Source organism: Collinsella sp. BA40 (assembly GCF_008014645.1).
In the GTDB taxonomy this organism is placed as follows: domain Bacteria; phylum Actinomycetota; class Coriobacteriia; order Coriobacteriales; family Coriobacteriaceae; genus Collinsella.
In genome coordinates this window covers 63,191-85,083 of sequence record NZ_VOWY01000007.1, presented here as the reverse complement: position 1 = coordinate 85,083, position 21,893 = coordinate 63,191, and the positions used below count along the sequence as shown (strand labels likewise).

Genomic DNA, 21,893 nt, shown 5'->3' with positions numbered 1-21,893 from the left:
ACCCGCTTTCCGGCGCCCCTGCACGCCACCCGCGGGTTTCTGGGCGGCGCCGGGCTACGCGAGCTCGGCGCCGTTTTCTAATGATCGGGCCCCAGCGTTGCGACAAAACAGCTCGGCGCAGCCCCGCCCTGCAAAGAAAGTACGCCTCAAACCGCTCGCTACAGCTTGCGGAATTCAAAACAAAGCGGGTCTCGCCGCGTTGCAATTCACATCGATGTCACCTACCGTTGAGGAATCTTGATCCGAGCACTCAACCCGGCAATCCCAAGGGGGCGCAATGAACAGGAAAACGGCTCTCGTCGCGATAGCGGGCGCTTTTGCCGCTCTTGGCATCCTGGTGGCGCTCGTCGGCCCCTCCGGTGGAAACGTGAAATCTGTCGAGCGCATCGCGCAATCCACGGACCGCTATACCGAAGCCGATATCCTCGCCGCATTCAATGCCATCGAGACGGAGTTCGCGTCGGAATTCGAGGGATGCACGCTCGATGAGGTCCGCTATGACGGCGAAGTCGAAACCCGGCATCTGGACGAAATGCTCGAGCATGGGCAAAAAGGCGAAGGGGACCTCATCGTCGTGCTATCCGAATTCACGACAGACTGGCGGGCAGCTGACGAGGGCTTCTCGCCGAACGAAAGATACGAAGGCTGGCAATGGATTCTCACCAGGCCCTCGCAAGGCGCCCCATGGAAGGTTGTCGACTGGGGCTATTGATGATGTCCCCAATGACCTCCGAAATAAACCAGGCCCATCATAGCGACCCCGATTAAGCGCAAGGCAAGCGCGTGCGTCGGAACGGCGACATCACGCAAATAAACCAGGCCGGATAAGTGTCGCAAACCACACGAGCATGCATGCGATATCTACCGCACACGCTGCGCTCAATACAAGGCGAGCGTATGGGTCGCGCACGCCATCGCGCGCGATCTCGTGGGCCAATCGCTCACGAAGCACGACCTTTTCCGCAGCGGCGCACTTGCCCGCAGCCAACTCGGCAAGCACCCCGGCGGCTGATGCAGCGGATACGGCCCTCTCGCCCGCCCGTGTCATCACCGTAAAGCCCATCACCATGCTCAAAAGCGTCATCGAGTAAAATGCGACGGAACCCACCAGATAGCGCGCGGTAAAAGAGACCGCGACAAGACAGACTCCCGCACCTACGGCAACGCAGGCAAGCGCGAGCGTCCTACCTATGGCCACCCGCGCTTCGCGATCGACAATCTCTTCCATTTCTGCAACATCCCCTTTCACGAGCTCATCAATGCTCGTTCCGAATATCTCGGAAAGAACCAGCAGGGATTGCGCGTCGGGGAGCGTCCTGCCCGTTTCCCAATGCGAAAGCGTCGGGCGCGATACATATGCTCGGTGAGAAAGTTCCTCTTGAGAAATCCCAAGCCGCTGCCGCTCACGACGAATCCGGTTTCCGACCTCCATTGCCCCTCCTTCGCTTCATGCATCCCCGGAGATGTTTCAGATGGTTATAGCACATGGACCGGAAAGCGTCCGTAAAAATACTTATCAAGCGGCTCACCTGCGCTTTTAAATTAGATGAACGGTATGATCTAAGCATCTGAGACCGGTTTGCGAGCCGCTGCCAACAGGAGGTCGACGAGCATTCGGGCATCAAGCAAGCAGAAGCCCGCCTGCTTCTTCCGCAAGCATCTCTTTCGATGCGGTCAGCGAACATATCAAATATCCGTCAGCCCCGCTCGACGATCGCGCCGTAGCCCGTGTGCGGCAGGTACTCCACCGCGAGCCCCTCGCCGTCGTCGACGTATCCGGAGAACACCGTGAGGTCGACGACCTCGCCGGTCTCGCCGTCGCGCACCGAGATGCCTCGGCGCTCGCTCGGAACGTCCGCCCCGCCGTGCGCGCGGCCGACCGCGACGCCCTCGACCCTGAGGTAATCCCCGCCCATGATCCGGGGCACGTCGAGGAGGGCGCAGACGAGGAAGGCCGCCGTGGCGACCGCCACGACCATCGGGACGATGTTCAAAACCCTCAGGAACAGGACGTCGTTCCTGCCGCTGAAACTCTTCCTCACCTCGTCCGGGCTCCGGAAGACGGCGTCGATGAAGTCCCTTTTGCGCACGAGGTGCGAGACGCAGAAGACAAACGCGACGAGGAAGACCAGCGATCGCATCGCGAGCCTGAAGACGGCGTATTCCATCACGCGCTCACCTCCAGCCCTGACAGGACATCGGCGCGCAGGCGCTCCATGCGGGGCGTGAGCGGCTCGAGGAAGGCATCGGACGCCAGGCGCGCCGCCTCCTCGGGCGATCCATGTAGCAGCTCGTACTCGGCAAGGTAGAGCTGCCAGTTCGCGCGCTGCTGGTGGTAATCGGCCAGAGCCATGCGTTCACGCATACGCGCAGCGTCGGCGGCGTCCCGCTCGGCGGGAGGGCGGACCAGGACGGTGAAATCGGCGATCTGGGAATCGATGACGGCGCGGTTGCGCGAACCCTCCTTGAAGCTCGTACGGAACGCCGAGAGCCTGGACAGCGTGTCGCGCGCGCCGTCGAGGTCGCCGGTGTCGACGCGGCTCAGAAACTCGACCTGCATGACGCGAAACCACCTCGGATTGTCCGGCCGCTTGAAGGAGACGGATCCGAGCCGGCTCAGCGCGCCGGCGCTGTCGAGCTCGAGGTAATCGCAGTACGCGAGCTCGATGGCAATGGCGTTCGCGGAGCGGCCGAAGCGGTCGCGCGCAGAGAGGACGTCGAGCACGGCGCGGTAGCGCGCAGGGTCGCAATCCTGCGACACCACCTCGCTCAGCTTGACGAACAGCGACGCCATGCGCGCCCGCGCGATGAGCACGATGGCGAACAGGAGGACGAAGCCGAAGAAATATAAGGCGACGTGCCCCCTCTCGATAAACCAGACCATCGCGACGGCATTCGCGATGACCAGCGCGATGGATTGCGCCTTAATCGAGCGCAGCCGCCCGAGATAGGCGTCCACGGTCTCCTGGGCGCTCATGCCGCCATACGCCGAGCGGCCCTCCCCTTGCGCGGGGGCGCCTTGCGGCTGGTCGGGCTCGGGCGCAAAAACGGGCGGTACGGGTTTCTCGTTCATCGTCACCATCTCCAAAATACGTTGAGGGGATTGTATCCCATCCGGAAGGCACCGTCCGAAACAGCGCGAGACAACTCGACGGGCGCCGAACGAAGGATCTAGCGAATCCTCAGGCGCTCGAGGCCCGGGTATCCGCGGCGGAGCGCGGCGTTGTACTGGCTCTTCAGGCGGCCGGCCTGCAGATACCAGGCGACATAGAGGGCGATCCCCTCGACCGCGAGCATACCTGCCAGCACGAAGGGCGACGAGCCCGTCATGATCAGCATCCCATCGAAGGCGGCGAAGACCGCCAGCACCCCGGACATGGCCCTGGTGCGCTCCTCGACCTGCCTTTGGAGACGGCAACGGACGCCCTCGAGCTCCATCTCCGAATAGCGCGCCGCGATAATGCCGCGGCGAACATCCTCATCCATGTGCGCGATGCAAAATCCGATCACGGCAAGCTCCCCTCGATCGCTAATCAATGAACCAGAACCACGTGAAGAACGCTAGATACGGGACGCACAGAAGGTACAGGGCGCCGATCAAGACGACCATGCCCGTCCGAGCGCTCGAGCCCGCGCGGGCCCGGCGCGCCTCGCGCACCGTCAGCACGATGGCTATGACGAATCCGAGCAGCGCCACGGCGGCCATCCCCATCAGCACCAGCGCGATGCCCGCGCCCAATGCCACGACGGGCGCCATGAGCAGGGCGCACCCGCAGCCGCCGGGACTGTACAGGCGCCCGGCTCCCCTATGGCGCGGGCAGCCGCCGGACACGGCGGCAAGAGGGCCCTCGGGCTCATTACCAGGCATCATCGCCCCCCTACCCTATCGGGTCGCCCGCGGTGGCGGGTCCGTCGACGTCTTGCGCGCCCACAAGGGTACGGGTCCTGGGATACCAGCGCACCTCCGCCATCGGCTCGTCGAGCACGAGGGCGACCTCGGGCCATTCGTCGGCGTTGACGCTGAGGCGCGCGTCCACGTGCCCGGTCCTGACAGACTCGCCGTCCTTGTAGAGCGAGACCTCGAACGTGGTGGGCGACAACGCCGCCCCGCGGCCGCGCGGACGGTTGATCTCGGCCTCGTAGAAAGCGAAGCGCTCCTGCTTCCAGCCGCCCTCGAGGTCATCGAGCATCTCGCTGCAGGAGAACGCGCCGCCAACCAACGCGAAGCCCGCCATCGCGACGCAGAACAATATGAGCGCGGCGGACCCGGTGTGCTTGTAGGAGATGGGATCCTTCTTGCGGTGGCGGCGGTAGACGAAGGGGATCGCGCCGAAGGCGACCATGAGCGCGAGCCCGAACATCCCGGTGCTGTCCGCAGAGGAGAGGGCGCCCATGGCGAGGAAGAACGGGACCACGTAGCAGAGGAACCCGAGCGCGATGCCCTTGAGCTCGCGGGCGAGGTCAGCCGGATCGACGTGGCGGCGATGCATGCGCTGCAGGTAGAGAAGGGGCGTGAAGCACAGCAACGAGACGCCGAAGAGCATGAACCCGACGCCGACCGCGGCGCGGTTGTACAGCGCGAAGGCCCCGACGCTGGTGGCGAAGCGGCCGTAGACCAGCACGCCGAACGCGGTGAAGAGGAACACGCAGCCGATGATGGCGGCAGCGCCCTGCTTGCGATCCCGTGCGGTGGTTAAACGTGCCATGGCGCCTCGCTCGTGTCCGGACGGCCCGGATCCGTCCCCGGGCCGATGATTCAGACGAATCTAGCACGTGGCGAAACAACCCATAACGGCGGTTCGGTAAAAGAAAGAAAGGGTCGGCATGCGCGAGATTCACCGGCTCGGCGCAGCACCAATCCGCGGCGCCGGGGTAACGCGAGCCAACTTCAATCCGCAGGATACATCCTCACCGGGTTCGCAGGGGTACCAAGAGCGGTGAAGCACGGATCGGAGCCATCCCATTCGAGCGCGTAGGTCCCGTTGCCCATGGGGCTGTAGCCGTCGTCGGCGCTGTAGCTCGCGATCTTGCAGCCCAAGCCGCATCCACGAGGCCGCGCGCTTCGTCCCGCTCGAGGACCTCTGCCTCTCCCCGCAGTGCGGCTTTGCCAGCTGCGAGATCGGCAACAAGCTCACCGAAGACGAACAGTGGGCCAAGATCGCGCTCGTGCGCAGCATCGCCGAGGAGGTCTGGGGCGCATAACTAAAAGACTCGTGGAGAACGTGGCACGCCTACTCCGCGGCGGCGCGGACGAATTCACGGAACAGCGGATGCGGGCGCGTGGGGCGGCTCTTGAACTCGGGATGCGCCTGCGTGGCGACGAACCACGGGTGCAGGTCGCGGCGCAGCTCGACCATCTCGACCAGTTCGCCATCCGGACTCATGCCGGACACGACCAATCCGGCCGCCTCCAGCTCCTCGCGGTACGCGCTGTTGAACTCGTAACGATGACGATGGCGCTCCTGAACGAGCGCCTCGCCGTATGCCTCCGCAGCGAGCGTGCCTGCGACGAGCGCGCACGGATACGCGCCAAGGCGCATGGTGCCGCCCTTCTCGGTCACGCCCTCCTGCTCATCGAGCAGATCGATCACGGCGTGCGCGCACTGCGGATCGAACTCGGACGAGCTCGCGTCCGCATAGCCCAGCACGTCGCGCGCAAACTCGCACACGGCGACCTGCATCCCCAGGCAGATACCCAGATACGGCACCTGGTGCTCGCGCGCGTAGCGGGCAGCGGCGACCTTGCCGTCGAAGGCGCGCCTGCCGAAGCCGCCCGGGACGAGGATGCCCGATGCGTCGCCCAGCACCTGCTCGACGTTGTCATCGGAGAGCGCCTCGCCATCGACGAGCTCGAGCTCCACGTGCTTGCCCAGGTGCGTGCCCGCGTGGTGCAGCGCCTCGATGACGGAGAGGTACGCGTCGGGCAGCTGGGTGTACTTGCCCACGAGCGCGATCTTCACGGGGTCGCCCTCGTTTTCCGCATGGTCCTTCGCAGCGAGGAACCCCTCCCAATCCGCCATGTCGCGCTCGTGCGGATCGAGCCCCAGGCGCTCGCAGACGCGCAGGTCGAAATCCTGCTCGGCCATCATGCGCGGCACATCGTAGATGGACGGGGCGTCCTCGCAGGTGAACACGCAATCCACGTCCACGTCGGTGAACGAGGCGATCTTGGCGCGCACGTCGTCGTCGATGTGATGGTCGCTGCGCAGCACGATGATGTCGGGCTGGATGCCGAAGCTCCGCAGCTCCTTGACGGAGTGCTGCGTCGGCTTGGTCTTTACCTCGTGGGCCGCCGCGATATAGGGCACGAGCGAGACGTGGATGTAGCAGACGTTCTCGGCGCCGGCATCCTTCTTGTACTGGCGGATGGCCTCGACAAACGGCTGGCCCTCGATGTCGCCGATCGTGCCGCCGAGCTCGGTGATAACCACGTCGGCGCCCGTCTGCTCCTCGACGCCGCGAAACTTGGCCTTGATGGCGTTCGTCACGTGCGGGATGACCTGCACCGTGCCGCCGAGGAAATCGCCGCGGCGCTCGCGCGCGATGAGGTCCTGGTAGATGGCGCCCGTGGTGAAGTTGGAGTCGCGCGTGAGGTTCTCGTCGATGAAACGCTCGTAGTGACCGAGATCGAGGTCGCTCTCGTAGCCGTCCTCGGTGACGAACACCTCGCCGTGCTGGAACGGGCTCATGGTGCCCGGGTCCACGTTGAGATACGGGTCAGCCTTCTGCATGGTCACCCGGTAGCCGCGCGACTTGAGCAGACGCCCCAGCGATGCCGCGGTGATGCCCTTGCCCAGCGAGCTGACCACGCCGCCGGTCACGAATATATGCTTTGTCATGGTGTTTACCTGCACTTCCCGTCGAAATCTGCACCGGAGTCCGGCGCTTCCACGGGATTTCAGTGTACTACCCGCCTACCATGACGATGGGGAGCATGGCGAATTCACGCACTGGAAACGATTGCCCCTCTCAACCTCAAATGAGGGACAGTCCCTAATTTGAGGTTGAAGTCCCATGCATTCGAAGCGAAGGCCGCGGTGAAGGCCGGTGCTCCGCGTGGTGCTAGCGTCCGAGTCCGAGCTCCCGCAGCGCCGAGGCGCAACGCCGCGACGCCTCCGCAGACTCCTGCGCGGTCGCATGGTCGCGATCCACCTCGACCATGAGCTCGCGGACCGCTTCGCAATCCTCGGCCACCGCAGGATCACCCGTCCCGTTCACCCACTCCCACCAGCGGGCACGGCCGTAGAACTCCACGCCCTCGAACCAGGCGCGAATCTCTTCCAGGCTCACCGGCGCCAGGTCGTTCGCATCCACGCCCACGTCATAGCGCATGAGGCCCTGCTTGCGGTTGAGCTCGTTATACACGCTACCCGCGCTGTGGATATGCCCATGTAGATGCCAGGACCCGCGCGACATGGACTGCCACTCCATGAGCGGATAGTGCGACAGCACAATCTTCTGCCCGTGGATGTTGATACGCACGATGGGCGGCTCGACGATGAACGTCCCCGCCACGTCCTTGTGCGTCCAGTCCTTGTCGTGATTGCCCGGCACGATGTGCACCTTGCGGCAATTGATCTTCGAGCGCAGCGCCGCCGCCTCGACCGCGGTCATCTGATACGAGAAATCACCGAGGATGTACAGGTCGTCGGTGGGCGCCACACGCTCGTTGATCGCGTTGATGAGCGCGCGATTCATATGCGCGATATCGCCAAATGGGCGATCGGTGAAATTCAGCACGTTGGCATGGCCGAAGTGCGTGTCCGATGTAAACCAAATCATGAGACGGACCTCCCGTCACGCGGAGTGACATAGTCCGATAATCATACCCTCGGCAGCACCACCCGCTCGACGGCGCGGGCGGTGATCGCCCCGTACGTCGCCATGAGGCCGACCGTGAAGGCGAGCACACCCGCAACGATCGCGAACAGGCCCTCGGCACCGAGCGCGAACGCGAGGAACGCGACGAGGAACAACCCGAATACATCGTGGACGAGAGCCCCGGCGAGCGGCGCGGCGAAGTAGAGCGCGAGCTGCCGGCGCACGGACGCGCGCATAAGGGCGCGGTCGCACCCGAGCTGCCCCAGCACGCCGTACGCGCGCCGTGCATCGACCGCGCCCGAAAGCTGCTGGAGTGCGAGCACCGCGACGGCGCTTAGCAGGAACACCGCCCCGTAGAAGATGCCGATGTAGCCGATCGGCGCCATCGACGCCGCGATGCCGGCCGAGACCATCTCGGGCGTGCGCAGCCCGATGCTGAAGACGAATCCCGCGACCATCATACACACGGCGACGGCGACGAGCACGCATACGCAGGCGAGCGCCATCGAGGTACTGGACACGCGCGCCTCGACCTGCCGCACCGTGAAGCCGGTGAGCCCGTCCCAGTACCGCTCGGAGCGCTCGCGCGCCCGCTCACCCCATGCGGCCACGCCCAGGCGCGCGACGAGCGACGTGGCGAAGCAGGCGGCGAAGCCCATGGGGATGATGAACGCGATGAAGTACACCGGTTGGAACACGCACGAGCCCCATACGACCGCGAGCAGGACCGCGGCGAGCACCGCCTGGCCGCCCCGAACGACCCGACCGCCGAGGCGCATGCGCTCCGGCGCACGCTCAGCGGACATGAGCTCGATCAGCGGGCGCCGCGCGATATCGCGCGCGCCGTCCACAGCGTTCACCGCAAACACCACGGCAAAGCATCCGGCGGTCCATGCCGCGGAGTCGGGCGAGAAGGAGAACGCGAGCCGCCAGGGAGCGTCGAACACGAAGGCCGCGACCGCGCCGAACGCGGGCGACAGTGCCGCACCCGCCGCCAAACCGCACGCCAGCGCGCCGGCACCCACGAGCGCCGTCTCGGCCACGAGCACGACCGATACCGCACCGCGCCCCATGCCGCACAGCTCGTAGAGGGCGAACTCGCGCTTGCGCCGGCGGAGCAGGAACCGATTGGCATACCGCACCAGGAAGAGGAACACGAGCACCGTGAAGACGGAGAACGCCTGCAGGATATCGCCCGCGCTCCCCAGCACGCCCAGCTGCTCGGGCGAGAGCCCCATGGCGCGCAGATGGTCGGTCGAGGCGACGAACGAGTACAGCAGGCATGCCGCGAACCCGAGCGTCGCGAAATACACCGAGTAGTCACGTGCGCCGCGACGCACGTTGCCGAGGGCGAGCTTGAGATATAGCTGCATGGCGAGTCCTTCCAAGGGTTATTACCGCACCCATTCTCGTGAACTCGTCCCTCCCGTGCCATCGATTCGGCTTACGCGCGGCATACGAAAATGTAAGGCTCTCATCCTCGAAGCGAACCAAAGTAAAGATAACCGCTCCGTTCACGACCGAAAACACCCGCACTTTGGATGACCGGACCGAGTTCCCTACACCGAACCCACGGCCTTCCATTTCTCCACGAACGAACGGTAGGCGGGGACTGCGCGCACAAAAGCATACTCGTCTTCATTCTCGACTTCCGAAAGCAGCAGCGCACCCATCCTGGACGTCAAGTCGGTCAAGTCATTCAGGTCCGAATAACGGTAAAGCGGACCCTGGAGTGCCGCGGAGTCGCCCCCATGCAACGAGGCCATGACGGCGTCAAGAAGCTCAATCGCCTCACCAGAATCGCCCGATGCCGTCACGGCCGCCAGCCGCGGCATCAGACTCATCCATGCAGGCTGACCAAGTGCCTCGAATGCCAGCTGAGCGCGGTGCGCGCACTCGAGCGCATCGTCTTTGCGGCCATCCCTCAACGCAATTTCGATCAACCCGACAATCGCCCCCATCAAATCGGCGGCAATGCGAATCACGCGGGCCTCCCAAGTGCGCGCGGCGTCCTCGTCCTTTCCTTCGCGCGCATACAAGATCGCCTGGCGCTCCTCCTTATCCACCGTGCGGTCGGGGATGCCGTCCAGGATACGCTGGGCATCCTCATACCGCTCTTCCTGCATGGCTTTCGCGATGAGCATTGCGGACGCCTGATCCCTCACTGCCGGCACAACGCTCTTCGCCAAACGCGCATACGCATCGTCAAGCACGGGCCGATACCCCTCGGCACCCGGTATTTGCCGAAGCATGAGCGAACCGTCGAGATACTGCGTAAGAACGATAGCCAGCTCATCGCTCGTCGGATATAGGCGCATCTTCTCCTGCGCGTAATCGAAGCCCGCCTCGTATCCCTCTTCACGCACCAGTCGATCGACCTCGCGCTGTATTGCCAGGTTCTCTTCCTCTCCCAACTCCGGCTCGAACGACAACAGCGTGTTTGCATCCGTTTCGAACAGGCGGGCAAGCGAAGGGATGAGCGTGATATCCGGATAGCATATCCCGCGCTCCCATTTGTTGACCGCCGGAGCCGAAACACCGAGACGCTGCGCCACTTGCTCCTGAGTCATACCGAGCTCACGACGGCGAGAGCGAATTATCTCTGAGATGTGCATGTCTTTCCTTTCGCCTAAAGACGATATACCGCAGCTGCTTAGCATCCATTTCATCAGCTAGCGACCGTCAGCACAATTGACACGCCCTCATGTTTTGCTAATGTGCGATAAAGAAGTAATAGAAGTGTAAAAAATTATGCCGTTCCTATCCGGCACTTAGGGCTGTGTCGGATAGGTCAGGCGTTAGGCTTCCGGCAAGTCTATCTTGCCGACAAAGCTGTAATAAATCTCAATGTCCTGCCTGCGGGTGCCGTTCTCGTCATAGCTGCACTCATGCACGACGATTTTCTCAATCATTTCCCGCAAGAGGGTGGGGGTCAATTCTTCAAAAGCAAGGTGCTTTCTCACAATCCCCATGAATTTCTCGGCGTTGACGGTGGCGGCCTGCGACTTGGAAAGTTCCTCCTGCACAATGATATTTCGCAATAGCCAGCAATGAACGCTTGCATTGCGCAAGACGTTACATTATCTTCTGAAACATATAGCGCACCTTGTCCAGGCGGCTGTTTGGACGGCGGGGCTGGATGACTGGCTTGCCGACAGCGGCCTGATACCCTTTCAGTTCTGTAAGGCATACGCTCTGCCCGTTGGTGTAAAAGGCCAGATCAGTACGGTATGCCTGTATACAGCGGGCGGGAATCTCGCCAGTAAAGACAACTTCATCCTTTTTTACCTGGACCGTTTCGATGGTGGCACAGTATTTCGGTGCATCATGATAAGCCCTGGAAAGATATTCCCGGGGCGCATAGAGGGTGAAGGAGAGATAAGGTTCCAGCAGTTGCGTCCCTGATTCCTTCAATGCCTGTTCCAATACAATCGGGGCCAATGAGCGGAAGTCCGCCGGCGTGCTGACCGGACTGTAATAAAGCCCGTATTCAAAGCAAATCTTACAGTCCGTTACGTTCCAGCCGAACAAGCCCTGCTCCAGCCCGTAACGGATACCATCCCTGACAGCGTTTTGAAAACTCTGGTTCAAGTATCCCAGCGAAACCCGGCTCTCGTATTGTACACCGGAGCCAAGCGGGAGTGGTGTAACAGACAGTCCTATGGATGCCCAAAACGGGTTGGGCGGCACCTCGATATGGATGGTGTGGCTGGCTGCTTTGAGCGGCCGCTCCATATAAATGACGGAGGGTTCCTTTACCACTGTTTCAAGCTTGTATTTTTCCGACAGCAAAGCGGAAACAACCTCCAACTGCACCCGGCCCAAAAAAGAAAGAATGATCTCATGGGTGATGGAATCCACCTCGCAGCGCAAAAGCGGGTCAGTATCCGCAAGTTGCGTAAGAGCGTCCAGCAGCCGTTCTCTTTGCGCTGCCGTTTTCGGCGCAATCGACGTCCGCAGCATGGGGAGGGGGTCCTCGCGCCACCTTTTACGAGGGAGCCGGGTTGGGTCCCCTAATACATCGTTTAACCTCACGCTGTCGCTGGGAAGGATAACAATTTCACCCGGATAAGCGGTGTCTGTCAGAACAATTTCCCCTTTGGATGGAATACGCATCTCTGTGATTTTCAGCTTTTCTCTCCCGGCCAGGGCCACCGTATCCCGCAGGCGCAGCGTTCCGCTGTATAGCCGTAGATAGACACGCCGCTGGCCGCAATCTGTATACTCCACCTTGAAAACGCTGCCGCATAGGGCGGCGCTCCCCTGTTCCCCAATCGGTTGGAACAGCCCTGTCACCGCATCCATCAACGGTTGAATGCCAAGGCCCTTTTTGGCGCTGCCATAATAGACCGGGAACAGGGAGGCGTCTTGAACCCGCCGCTGTTCCTCCCGCACAAGTTTTTCCCGGCTGATTGGTTCTCCTGCGATATACTTTTCCAATAATTTATCGTTATTTTCGATGACCGCATCCCATGCTTCTATGTCGGTATTTTCCTCCAGGACTATTTCCGGGGACAGCGACACCGTCTGCTTGATGATAATATCGGCGGAGAGCTTATCCCGAACAGACTGAACCACGCTCTGCAAATCAACGCCAGCCTGGTCGATCTTGTTGATAAAGATAACGGTGGGAATGTTCATTTTCCGCAGGGCATGGAACAGAATACGGGTCTGGGCCTGCACGCCATCTTTAGCGGAGATCACCAAGATGGCCCCATCTAAAACAGCCAAAGAGCGGTACACCTCCGCCAAAAAATCCATGTGGCCGGGCGTATCCACAATGTTGACTTTACATCTGTGCCACTGGAAGGAAGTGACTGCCGCTTGAATGGTAATCCCACGCTGCCGCTCCAAAAACATGGTGTCCGTCCTCGTTGTCCCTTTTTCGACGCTCCCCGGTTCTGAAATGGCTCCGCTGGCATATAGCAGGCTCTCCGTCAAGGTCGTCTTTCCAGCGTCTACATGGGCAAGAATTCCAATATTGATTATTTTCATGTGATTGTCCTCCCTTTACTGCCCCGAAGGGCATAAAAATCCCCAGCAGTAAAATACTTTTACCACTGGGGATGATAATTTCGGACATACACATATACAGCATACACCTGTTTGTGAGTGCTGTTTTTGGGGATATGTCAAAATTGATAAGGCAAAAGTATTCTTAAATTGGGTACAAAAGACTAAGCCCCTACAAAAGGGACTATCATAATCCTTTGTTCCCACTATTTGATTATAGTTTTATTTAAGAATACCTTGCTGCATATTTTTTACTCCTTTTCTGGTTTTGAATTATTATATCACATCAGTTTTAGGAAAACAAGTATCTAAAAGAAATTTTTCTTCCCCTTATATGTAACAATCATACCGGCTTCCTAACGTTCAGAATGGTTTCTACTGTCTGCTGCGGTGTTTGGTTGGAATTGTCCAGCCAAAAGCCGATCCGTGGTGTTGTCTGCATTTTACTAAATACAAATTCAATGTATACAGAAAGAAATATATAAGGAGTGGGAGGGATTCCGCCGTAGTCGGCATTGTAGGAAAATCCAAAAGTTTAGATTTTCTCAAAATGCTTATCTTTTGGTCTTTGGTTCGGAATAGTGTAGTGCTGGCGGTCTATCTATTGTTTTCGGTTGCTTGCTTCTTTACCGTACATGAGCATTTCGGCAGGAAATCTAACCGCTGGTTAAAACAATCATGCCCCCGGCGCGATCGCACCGGGGGCATGCAAGCATCTCTAGTCGAAAACGCCGCCTACAGCACGCCATCCAACATGAGGTTCACCTTGAGCACGTTGACCGTGGGCTCGCCGAAGACGCCCAGGAATCGGCCCTTGGTGCACTGGGCGATGATGTCACGCACCTCGCCTTCGCTCTTGCCGGTAGCCTTTGCCAGGCGCGGTACCTGGTACTCGGCAGCATCGGGAGAGATCTCGGGGTCGAGCCCTGAGCCGGAACACGTCACCAGGTCGACGGGCACGGCATCCATGCCGGCGTCGGGATTGGCGGCGCGAATCTTCTCGACGCGCTCGTCCACAAGCTGCCGGTACTCCTCGCTCGCCGGGGAGAGGTTGGACGGAGCGCCGTAGGCCATGAGCCCGCCGTCCTCCCCCTCGACGATAGTCACGTTCTGGATACGGCCCCACATGTGGTCCTCATCCTCAAAGTTCTGACCGATCAGCTCGGAGCCCACGATCTTGTCGTCGACCTTGATGAGCGAACCGTTCGCCTGATACGGGAACGCAACCTGGGCGATGCCGGTCACGACGAGCGTATAGCCCAGGCCGCAGACAACGGTAAACAGCGCGAACACACCCAGTGCACGCGATGCAACACCTTTGAACATACAAACCTCCACTTACATAATGCCGCAGAACGCGAGCAGCATGTCGATGAGCTTGATGAATACGAACGGGGCAACGATGCCGCCCAGACCCCACACGAGCAGGTTGTGGGTCAGCAGCTGTCCGGACGGGACCTCGCGGTACTTAACGCCCTTCAGCGCGGCGGGGATCAGCGCGACGATAACGAGCGCGTTATAGATGATGGCCGAAAGAACCGCGGACAGCGGGCTTGCCAGACCGAGGATGTTGAGCGCGCCAAGGCCCGGGTAGATCGGCGAGAACAGGGCCGGGATGATAGCGAAGTACTTCGCCACGTCGTTGGCCACCGAGAAGGTCGTGAGCGAACCGCGGGTCATGAGCAGCTGCTTGCCAATACGCACAACCTCGATGAGCTTGGTGGGGCTGGAGTCGAGGTCGACCATGTTGCCGGCCTCCTTGGCAGCCTGGGTGCCCGTGTTCATGGCCACGGCGACGTCGGCCTGGGCCAGAGCGGGCGCGTCGTTGGTGCCGTCGCCGGTCATGGCGACCAGGTGGCCCTCACGCTGGAACTCGCGGATCTTCTCGAGCTTGCCCTCAGGGGTGGCCTCGGCCAGGAAGTCGTCAACGCCGGCCTCGGCGGCGATTGCCGCGGCGGTGAGCGGGTTGTCGCCCGTCACCATGATGGTCTTGATGCCCATGCGGCGCAGGTCGGCGAACTTCTCCTTAACGCCGGACTTGATGATGTCCTTGAGGTACACAACGCCCAGCACGCGGCAGTTCTTGGTCACGACCAGCGGGGTGCCGCCGGCCTTGGCGATGCGCTCGACGACCTCGTCGCACTCCTGGGAGAACACGCCGCCGGCTGCCTCCACATAGGTGCGCACGGAATCGGCAGCGCCTTTGCGGATCTCATTGCCCTCGTAGTTCACGCCGGACATACGCGTTGCCGCGGTGAACGGGATGAACTCCATACCCTTATCCTCAAGCGTGCGACCGCGCAAACCGAACTGCTCCTTGGCGAGCACGACGATGGAACGGCCCTCGGGAGTCTCGTCGGCCAGCGAGGAAAGCTGAGCGGCATCGGCCAGCTCCGCGGGATCGACACCGTCGACCGGGATGAACTCGGCGGCCTGGCGGTTACCCAGGGTGATGGTGCCGGTCTTGTCGAGCATGAGGATGTCGACGTCGCCGGCGGCCTCGATGGCGCGACCGGACATGGCCAGCACGTTGGCCTCGTTCAGACGGCTCATGCCGGCGATGCCGATGGCGGACAGCAACGCACCGATGGTAGTGGGAGCTAGGCACACGAGCAGCGCCACAAGCGTGGTCACGGCCGTGGGGTTGACCATGTCGTTAAGACCGGCCGAGAAGCAGGAGTAGCAATACAGGGCCAGCGTGACCAGGATAAAGACGATGGAGAGGGCCACCAGGAAGATTTCTAGAGCGATCTCGTTGGGAGTCTTCTTGCGCGCGGCACCCTCGACCATCGCGATCATCTTGTCCAGGAAGCTCTGGCCGGGCTCACTGGAGATCTTGACGACGATCCAGTCGGACAGCACCGTGGTACCGCCGGTAACGGCAGAGCGGTCGCCGCCGGCCTCGCGGACCACGGGAGCGGACTCGCCGGTGATGGCGGACTCGTCAACGGAGGCAGCGCCCTCGATGACGTCGCCGTCGCCGGGGATCTGCTCGCCGGCGCGTACGATCACCAGGTCGCCGCGCGTGAGCTCGGTGCCGGGAACGACGGTGAAGTGCTCCTTATCCTCAACGGACTCGATGCGATGGGCCTCGACATCCTTTTTGGCCGCACGCAGGGAATCGGCCTGAGCCTTACCGCGGCCCTCGGCAAGCGCCTCGGCGAAGTTCGAGAACAGGTCGGTGAGCCACAGGATGACCGCGATGGCGACCACATAGTAGGTGGGCACACCCGCGTCCTGCACACCGAAGATGGAAGCGACGGCCAGGACGGAGGTCATGACGGCGGAAAGCCACACCAGGAACATGACCGGGTTTTGAATCTGGACGCGAGGATCCAGCTTGGCAAACGAGTCGCGGACCGCGCGGCCCATCATGTCTTTTTGCATAGCCATAAATCTGCGCCCTCCTTTACGCAATCATCTGGAAGAACTCGGCAACGGGGCCAAGCGCCAGGGCCGGGAAGAAGCTCAGGGCACCGATCAGCAGAACGATGAACACGAGCAGGAATACGAACATGCCGTTGGTGGTAGACAGGGTGCCGGCGCTCTCGGCGACCTTACCCTTCTTGGCCAGCGAGCCGGCGATAGCCAGCGTGCCGATGATGGGCATGAAGCGGGCGAATAGCATCTCGAGGCCGAGCATGACGTTGATCCAGGGAATGTTGCAGTTCATGCCTGCAAACGCCGAGCCGTTGTTGCCGCCGCATGAGGTGAAGGCATACAGCACCTCGGAGAAGCCGTGCGCGCCGCCATTGTTGAGTTGGTCGGCAAGACCGGGCACCATGCAAGCGATGGCCGAGCACACCAGAATGGCAAACGGAGTTGCCAGGCACAGGACAACTGCCCAGCGCATCTCGCCCGGCTCGATCTTCTTGCCCAGGAACTCCGGCGTGCGTCCGACCATGAGGCCGGCGATGAACACCGTGAGGATGGCGAAGCCGATCATGCCGTACAGGCCGCAGCCCACGCCGCCGAAGACGACCTCGCCCAGAGCCATCTGAAGCATCTGGACAAAACCGCCCAGCGGGGTGTAGGAGTCGTGCATGGAGTTAACCGAGCCGTTGGAAGCGGCGGTGGTGTAAGCCGACCACGTGGAGGAGGCGGCGATACCGAAGCGGCTCTCCTTGCCCTCCATGTTGCCGCCGGCCTGGCCGTCGGTCATCTCGATATTGACCGCTCCGCCATCGGCCAGCTGCGGGGTACCCGCATGCTCGTTGACGGCGATGGTGCCGGTGAAGATCACCAGCAAGATGAACATGGCGGCAAAGATGGCCTTGCCCTGCTTGGTGTTCTTGACGCCGATACCGAAGGTGAAGCAGCAGGCGGCCGGGATCAGCAACAGGCTGGTCATCTCGATGATGTTGGTGAAGGCACTGGGGTTCTCATACGGATGGGCGGAGTTCACGCCGAAGAAGCCGCCGCCGTTGGTGCCGGACTGCTTGATGGCGACCTGAGGAGCCGCGGGACCCTGGGGCAGGAACTGCTCGGTGACCACGCGCGCGCCCTCAACGACCTTGCCATCGACCTTGACCGTGTCACCCTCGATCTGGGCGCCGTCGATGACGCTCCAGCCGCCGTCTGCATTAGGCTGGACGGCGACGGGCTCTACGAGCTCAGCCTTCCGAGCCGGCTGGAAGTTGGAGATGACGCCACCGGCAGCCAGGCAGACGCCCAACACGAGGTTCAGCGGGATGAGCACATACAGGACGGTGCGGGTGAGGTCGACCCAGAAGGAACCCAGGCCCTGCTCCTTGACCTGACGGAAACCGCGGATCAGCGCGAACATGACCGCGATACCGGTGCCGGCGGAAACGAAGTTCTGCACGGTGAGACCCATGAACTGCACGAGGTAGGACAGGGTGGTCTCGCCGGAATAGGACTGCCAGTTGGTATTGGTGATGAAGGAGGCCGCCGTATTGAACGACAGGTCCCACGGCACGCCCGGCAGGTGCTGCGGGTTGCCCGGCAAGACGGCCTGAAGCATTTGAAGCGCAATGAGCGCCACGAACCCGATGCCCGAGAAGGCAAGGACGCTCACCAGGTAGCGCTTCCAGCCCATCTGCTCGGCATCATCGATGCGCAGCAGACGGTAGATGCCGCGCTCGACCGGACCGAGCACGGGAGAGAGAAACGTGTGCCCGCCGTCCATGACACGAGCCATGAACCGCCCGAGAGGAACGGCCAGGACGACGAGCACGGCGAAGTACAGTACGTACTGAATCACAGCATTCATAATGGTTACGAATCGCTCCTCATGAGAATGTAGATGTAGTAGATCAAGAGTCCGATACAGGTGATGCCGATGATCGGGATGAGGACGTTCATGTTTCCAACCTTTCCAAGTGCGGATAGCCCTCGTACACCCGGCCCTTCAAGCGGATGCACATGATCAGTAAACGACTTCGCGCATAAAGGTGGTATTAGGGTTGGCCGCCTCGGCCTTAAGATGACATAAAGATGCAGGTAGATGGCTATACCGGTGGGATGACGAAGACTATACTCGACACTTGTACCGCCCCGGCCGGACCGCATCCGCACCGGGCGTCGACCATCCTGCACGAGAAAGGCCGCACCATGCCGCGCACCGCATCGGACGTCCGAGCCAACCCCGACCTGCTGCTCAAGGCCGTCGAGCGCGATGCGTCCTCGGCCGAGGCCCGCACGCGCCGGGGACACCTCAAGATCTTCTTCGGTTACGCAGCGGGCGTGGGCAAGACCTATGCGATGCTCCAAGCCGCCCACGAGGCGCAGCGGCGGGGCGTGGACGTGGCCGCCGGCTATATCGAACCGCACGAGCGACCCGCGACGGCGCGCCTCATGGAGGGCATCGAGCAGATTCCGCACGAGCTCGTCGAGCACAACGGCATCACGCTCACCGAGTTCGACCTCGACGCCGCCATCGTGCGCTCCCCCCAGCTCGTCCTCGTTGACGAGCTAGCCCATACCAACGCGCCGGGATGCCGCCATGAAAAGCGCTACCAGGATGTCGAGGAGCTATTGCGCGCCGGCATCGACGTCTACACCACCGTCAACGTGCAGCATATCGAGAGCCTGAACGACATGGTGGCCGCCATCACGGGGATCATCGTGAGCGAGCGCATCCCCGACCGCATCTTCGACGACGCCGACCAGGTCGAGCTCGTGGACATCGAGCCCGAAGACCTGCTCGAGCGCCTGAAAGCAGGCCTCGTCTACCGCGCCCCGCAAGCCGACCGCGCGCAGCGCAACTTCTTCACCGTCGAGAACCTCACAGCGCTCCGCGAGATCGCCCTGCGCCGCTGCGCCGACCGCACCGGACGGCTCGCCGACGCCGCGCGTGTACTGGGCAACCGCGACTACTACACCAGCGAGCGCATCCTCGTCTGCGTCTCCCCCGCCCCTACGAATCCGCGTATCGTCCGCGCCGCCTCGCGTATGGCGAAGGCGTTCCGCGGAGAGCTCGTCGCGCTCTTCGTGGAGAGCCCGCGCACGCAGACCATGGACGACGACGAGCGCGCCGAGCTCGCGGCGAACATCGCGCTGGCCGAACAGCTCGGCGCCCATATGGAGACCGTCTACGGCGACGACATAGCGTTCCAGATCTCCGAGTTCGCTCGCCTCTCGGGCATCTCGAAGATCGTCATGGGGCGCTCGGGCGAGCCGCACGGCATGCGCCAAGCGCTCTTCGGCCGCAAGTCCCTCGTCGAACAGCTCATCTCGATCGCCCCGAACCTCGATATCTACATCATCCCCGACCAAGCCGAGCCCGTGCCGCGACCGGCCGCGCAGCGCGAGCCCTCCGCGTTCCAGCCGCCCAGCGGACGGGATGTCCTGCGCACGCTCGGCCTCTCCCTCGCCGCTACGGCGATCGGCGCGCTCTTCCATCGCCTGGGATTCGCAGATTCGAGCATCATATCCCTCTACATCCTCACCGCACTGCTCACCGCCGTCACCACGACGGGGCGCATCTGCACGATCTTGTCGAGCATCCTCTCGGTGGTGCTGTACAACTTCTGCTTCGTCACGCCCCTGTTCTCCCTCGATAGCTACGACCGCAGCTACCTCGTCACCTTCGCTATCATGTTCGCGACCGCCATGGTCGCCGCCGAGCTCACCGCGCGCATCGCCGACAACGCCCGCGCATCAGCCAAAAACGCCTTCCGTACCCGCGTCCTCCTCGAGACCAACCAACTTCTGCAGCAGGCCCACGGCGCCGAGGCCCGCGCCCGCGTCGCCATGAGCCAGCTCATCAAGCTCCTCAAGCTCGACGTGGTCTTCTATCCCGCCGATCACGGCTTGCTGGGCGATGCGCTCTATGAGCCCGCGGGCACCGAGGACCGATCGGCCGCGCTCCTCTCCGACTACGAGCGGGCGGTCGCCACGTGGACCTTCACCAACAACAAGCACGCCGGGGCGAGCACCCGCACCCTGCCCGAGGCCCAGTGCCTCTACCTCGCCGTCCGCGCGGGCGACGAGGTCTTCGGCGTAATCGGGATCGACCTGCAGCGCAGGAAGCTGGAGGCTTTCGAGCACTCCATCGTCTTATCCATCGTGGGCGAGTGCGCGCTCGCACTCGAAAGCGACCAGGCTGCGCGCGAGCGCGAGGAGGCGGCCGTCCTCGCCAAGAACGAGCAGCTCCGCGCCAACCTCCTGCGCTCCATCGGACACGACCTCCGCACGCCCCTCACCGCCATCTCGGGCTCCGCGGCCCTCCTGTGCGAGGACGGCGAGAAGCTCCCCGCCGAGAAGCGCCGCGAGCTGGCCGCGGCCATCTGCGACGACTCCCTCTGGCTGATCGACACCGTCGAGAACCTCCTGGCCATCACGCGCGTGGAGGACGAGGACATGCGCCTCAATCTCACGTCGGAATTGATGGACGAGGTCATCGTTGCCGCCCTCAGCCATGTGGCGCGCGAGGCCCACGGCCACCGCGTGGAGGTCGCGCACACCGACGACCTCCTCCTGGTCCGTATCGACGTCCACCTCATCATGCAGGTGCTCACCAACCTCATCGTGAACGCGTTCAAGTACACCCCCGAGGGCTCGGTGATCACCGTGGGAGCCGAGAAGCAAGGCGGCTGGGTCGTCGTGGAGGTCGCCGACAACGGCCCCGGAATCGCCGATGCCGATAAACCGCGAATCTTCGACCGCTTCTTCACCGCCGGCGACGCGTCTCCGGTCGACTCCCACCGAAGCTTCGGCCTGGGCCTCTCCCTGTGCCGCTCAATCGTCGAGGCCCACGGGGGTATCATCGAGGTCGATGACAACCAACCCCAGGGAGCGCTGTTCCGCTTCACCCTGCCCGCCGAGGAGATAGATATCCATGAGTGAGAACGCCCACGCGCGCATCCTGGTCGTAGAAGACGACCCCGCTGTACGAAACCTTGTAACGACCGCGCTCGACCTGCGAGACTACCGCGTCGAGACGGCCGATAGCGGAGACACCGCCATCATGGCCGCGGCCTCGGGCAACCCCGACCTGGTCCTGCTGGACCTGGGCTTGCCGGATATGGACGGCGTCAAGGTGCTGGAGAAGCTGCGCAGCTGGTCCACCGCCCCCGTCATCGTCATCTCGGCGCGCACCGAGGACGCCGACAAGATCGGCGCACTCGACGCCGGCGCGGACGACTACCTCACCAAGCCGTTCTCCGTCGAGGAGCTCCTGGCGCGCGTGCGCGCGAGCCTGCGGCGCTCGACCATGGGCGCCCACGAGGCACTCGAGGCCAGCACCTTCGACAACGGCCCGCTCCATATCGACTACGCGTCCGGCTGCGCTTTCGTAAACGGCACCGAGCTCGCCCTCACCCCCACGGAATACAAGCTGCTGGTGCTCCTGGCGCGCAACGTCGGCAAGGTGCTCACCCACACCTTCATCACCCACGAGATCTGGGGGACGAGCTGGGATAGCGACGTCGCCAGCCTGCGCGTGTTCATGCGAACCCTGCGCAAGAAGATAGAAGCCGACCCCTCCCATCCCACGATGATCCAGACGCATGTGGGCGTCGGCTACCGCATGCAGCGCCTCTAGGCGCTCGAAAAAGGGACAGGCACTTTTCTGAGCGCAGGCACTTTTCCGAGGT

Annotated in this window: 18 protein-coding genes and 2 pseudogenes; 4 read left to right on the top strand and 16 right to left on the bottom strand. The window is 62.3% G+C overall.

What is annotated here, in order from left to right; translation table 11 throughout:
* Positions 1-277 precede the first annotated feature (277 nt).
* On the top strand, positions 278-712 hold the full coding sequence (locus tag E4J93_RS02910) for a hypothetical protein (protein ID WP_147587987.1): 435 nt from the start codon (positions 278-280) through the stop codon (positions 710-712).
* A 90-nt stretch (positions 713-802) separates the two neighbouring features.
* On the opposite strand, the gene E4J93_RS02905 is transcribed toward E4J93_RS02910, so the two are convergent.
* The 7 genes from E4J93_RS02905 to E4J93_RS08070 all read right to left on the bottom strand — a co-directional run bounded on the left by E4J93_RS02905 (position 803) and on the right by E4J93_RS08070 (position 5,038).
* A complete protein-coding gene (locus E4J93_RS02905; protein ID WP_147587986.1) occupies positions 803-1,432 on the bottom strand; it encodes a helix-turn-helix domain-containing protein in 630 nt (209 codons plus the stop codon).
* Positions 1,433-1,697: 265 nt separating this feature from the next.
* Entirely contained in the window at positions 1,698-2,168 is a 471-nt protein-coding gene (locus E4J93_RS02900; RefSeq protein ID WP_147587985.1) for a hypothetical protein, read from the bottom strand.
* Positions 2,168-3,073 carry a hypothetical protein gene (locus tag E4J93_RS02895; protein WP_255431887.1) on the bottom strand — a complete coding sequence of 302 codons (906 nt, stop codon included), beginning with the start codon at positions 3,071-3,073 and terminating at the stop codon, positions 2,168-2,170. The genes E4J93_RS02900 and E4J93_RS02895 overlap by 1 nt, the downstream gene beginning before the upstream one ends.
* A gap of 98 nt (positions 3,074-3,171) precedes the next feature.
* On the bottom strand, positions 3,172-3,510 hold the full coding sequence (locus E4J93_RS02890; RefSeq protein WP_147587983.1) for a hypothetical protein: 339 nt from the start codon (positions 3,508-3,510) through the stop codon (positions 3,172-3,174).
* 19 nt (positions 3,511-3,529) lie between these two features.
* Positions 3,530-3,871 carry a hypothetical protein gene (locus E4J93_RS02885; protein ID WP_147587982.1) on the bottom strand — a complete coding sequence of 114 codons (342 nt, stop codon included), beginning with the start codon at positions 3,869-3,871 and terminating at the stop codon, positions 3,530-3,532.
* Between the two features lie 7 nt (positions 3,872-3,878).
* Positions 3,879-4,706, bottom strand: coding sequence for a hypothetical protein (locus E4J93_RS02880; RefSeq protein WP_147587981.1), 828 nt, complete (start codon positions 4,704-4,706; stop codon positions 3,879-3,881).
* 182 nt (positions 4,707-4,888) lie between these two features.
* Positions 4,889-5,038 carry a hypothetical protein gene (locus tag E4J93_RS08070; RefSeq protein WP_187231584.1) on the bottom strand — a complete coding sequence of 50 codons (150 nt, stop codon included), beginning with the start codon at positions 5,036-5,038 and terminating at the stop codon, positions 4,889-4,891.
* On the opposite strand from E4J93_RS08070, the pseudogene E4J93_RS08250 reads away from it, so the two are divergent.
* A pseudogene (locus tag E4J93_RS08250) lies at positions 5,038-5,202 on the top strand (5-methyltetrahydropteroyltriglutamate--homocysteine methyltransferase); the annotation flags it as partial. The gene E4J93_RS08070 and the pseudogene E4J93_RS08250 overlap by 1 nt on opposite strands.
* 29 nt (positions 5,203-5,231) lie before the next feature.
* Here E4J93_RS08250 and E4J93_RS02870 read toward each other — a convergent pair.
* The 9 genes and pseudogenes from E4J93_RS02870 to kdpA all read right to left on the bottom strand — a co-directional run bounded on the left by E4J93_RS02870 (position 5,232) and on the right by kdpA (position 18,067).
* Positions 5,232-6,839: a CTP synthase gene (locus E4J93_RS02870; RefSeq protein ID WP_147587980.1), complete on the bottom strand. Its 1,608-nt coding sequence runs from the start codon at positions 6,837-6,839 to the stop codon at positions 5,232-5,234.
* A gap of 223 nt (positions 6,840-7,062) precedes the next feature.
* A complete protein-coding gene (locus E4J93_RS02865; RefSeq protein ID WP_147587979.1) occupies positions 7,063-7,782 on the bottom strand; it encodes a metallophosphoesterase family protein in 720 nt (239 codons plus the stop codon).
* Positions 7,783-7,823: 41 nt separating this feature from the next.
* Positions 7,824-9,194: an FtsX-like permease family protein gene (locus E4J93_RS02860; protein ID WP_147587978.1), complete on the bottom strand. Its 1,371-nt coding sequence runs from the start codon at positions 9,192-9,194 to the stop codon at positions 7,824-7,826.
* A gap of 186 nt (positions 9,195-9,380) precedes the next feature.
* The gene (locus tag E4J93_RS02855; protein WP_147587977.1) at positions 9,381-10,436 is read right to left on the bottom strand and encodes a helix-turn-helix transcriptional regulator; all 1,056 of its coding nucleotides are present in this window, start codon (positions 10,434-10,436) and stop codon (positions 9,381-9,383) included.
* Positions 10,437-10,619: 183 nt separating this feature from the next.
* Positions 10,620-10,844 (bottom strand): annotated as a pseudogene (locus tag E4J93_RS02850) (DUF4368 domain-containing protein); the annotation flags it as partial.
* 52 nt (positions 10,845-10,896) lie between these two features.
* Positions 10,897-12,816, bottom strand: coding sequence for a tetracycline resistance ribosomal protection protein Tet(W) (gene tet(W), locus E4J93_RS02845; protein ID WP_147587976.1), 1,920 nt, complete (start codon positions 12,814-12,816; stop codon positions 10,897-10,899).
* Positions 12,817-13,569: 753 nt separating this feature from the next.
* A complete protein-coding gene (kdpC, locus tag E4J93_RS02835; protein WP_147587975.1) occupies positions 13,570-14,160 on the bottom strand; it encodes a potassium-transporting ATPase subunit KdpC in 591 nt (196 codons plus the stop codon).
* Positions 14,161-14,172: 12 nt separating this feature from the next.
* Positions 14,173-16,227 carry a potassium-transporting ATPase subunit KdpB gene (gene kdpB / locus E4J93_RS02830; protein ID WP_006722307.1) on the bottom strand — a complete coding sequence of 685 codons (2,055 nt, stop codon included), beginning with the start codon at positions 16,225-16,227 and terminating at the stop codon, positions 14,173-14,175.
* Positions 16,228-16,243: 16 nt separating this feature from the next.
* Positions 16,244-18,067 (bottom strand): potassium-transporting ATPase subunit KdpA, encoded by a 1,824-nt coding sequence (gene kdpA, locus E4J93_RS02825; protein WP_147587974.1) that lies wholly within the window; start codon positions 18,065-18,067, stop codon positions 16,244-16,246.
* A 341-nt stretch (positions 18,068-18,408) separates the two neighbouring features.
* Between kdpA and E4J93_RS02820 the strand changes: the two genes are divergently transcribed.
* Together E4J93_RS02820 and E4J93_RS02815 are read left to right on the top strand one after the other, a co-directional pair.
* Positions 18,409-21,144 (top strand): sensor histidine kinase KdpD, encoded by a 2,736-nt coding sequence (locus E4J93_RS02820; protein ID WP_147587973.1) that lies wholly within the window; start codon positions 18,409-18,411, stop codon positions 21,142-21,144.
* A complete protein-coding gene (locus tag E4J93_RS02815; protein ID WP_147587972.1) occupies positions 21,137-21,841 on the top strand; it encodes a response regulator transcription factor in 705 nt (234 codons plus the stop codon). Before E4J93_RS02820 ends, E4J93_RS02815 begins: the two co-directional genes overlap by 8 nt.
* Positions 21,842-21,893: the final 52 nt, after the last annotated feature.

Coding starts and splice junctions, on each gene's coding strand:
- E4J93_RS02815 (WP_147587972.1), top strand. CDS start 21,137: ATGAGTGAGAACGCCCACGCGCGCATCCTGGTCGTAGAAGACGACCCC.
- E4J93_RS02855 (WP_147587977.1), bottom strand. CDS start 10,436: ATGCACATCTCAGAGATAATTCGCTCTCGCCGTCGTGAGCTCGGTATG.
- E4J93_RS02860 (WP_147587978.1), bottom strand. CDS start 9,194: ATGCAGCTATATCTCAAGCTCGCCCTCGGCAACGTGCGTCGCGGCGCA.
- E4J93_RS02820 (WP_147587973.1), top strand. CDS start 18,409: ATGCCGCGCACCGCATCGGACGTCCGAGCCAACCCCGACCTGCTGCTC.
- E4J93_RS02880 (WP_147587981.1), bottom strand. CDS start 4,706: ATGGCACGTTTAACCACCGCACGGGATCGCAAGCAGGGCGCTGCCGCC.
- kdpC (WP_147587975.1), bottom strand. CDS start 14,160: ATGTTCAAAGGTGTTGCATCGCGTGCACTGGGTGTGTTCGCGCTGTTT.
- kdpB (WP_006722307.1), bottom strand. CDS start 16,227: ATGGCTATGCAAAAAGACATGATGGGCCGCGCGGTCCGCGACTCGTTT.
- E4J93_RS02895 (WP_255431887.1), bottom strand. CDS start 3,073: ATGAACGAGAAACCCGTACCGCCCGTTTTTGCGCCCGAGCCCGACCAG.
- E4J93_RS02905 (WP_147587986.1), bottom strand. CDS start 1,432: ATGGAGGTCGGAAACCGGATTCGTCGTGAGCGGCAGCGGCTTGGGATT.
- E4J93_RS02885 (WP_147587982.1), bottom strand. CDS start 3,871: ATGATGCCTGGTAATGAGCCCGAGGGCCCTCTTGCCGCCGTGTCCGGC.
- E4J93_RS02870 (WP_147587980.1), bottom strand. CDS start 6,839: ATGACAAAGCATATATTCGTGACCGGCGGCGTGGTCAGCTCGCTGGGC.
- E4J93_RS02865 (WP_147587979.1), bottom strand. CDS start 7,782: ATGATTTGGTTTACATCGGACACGCACTTCGGCCATGCCAACGTGCTG.
- E4J93_RS02900 (WP_147587985.1), bottom strand. CDS start 2,168: ATGGAATACGCCGTCTTCAGGCTCGCGATGCGATCGCTGGTCTTCCTC.
- kdpA (WP_147587974.1), bottom strand. CDS start 18,067: ATGAATGCTGTGATTCAGTACGTACTGTACTTCGCCGTGCTCGTCGTC.
- E4J93_RS02910 (WP_147587987.1), top strand. CDS start 278: ATGAACAGGAAAACGGCTCTCGTCGCGATAGCGGGCGCTTTTGCCGCT.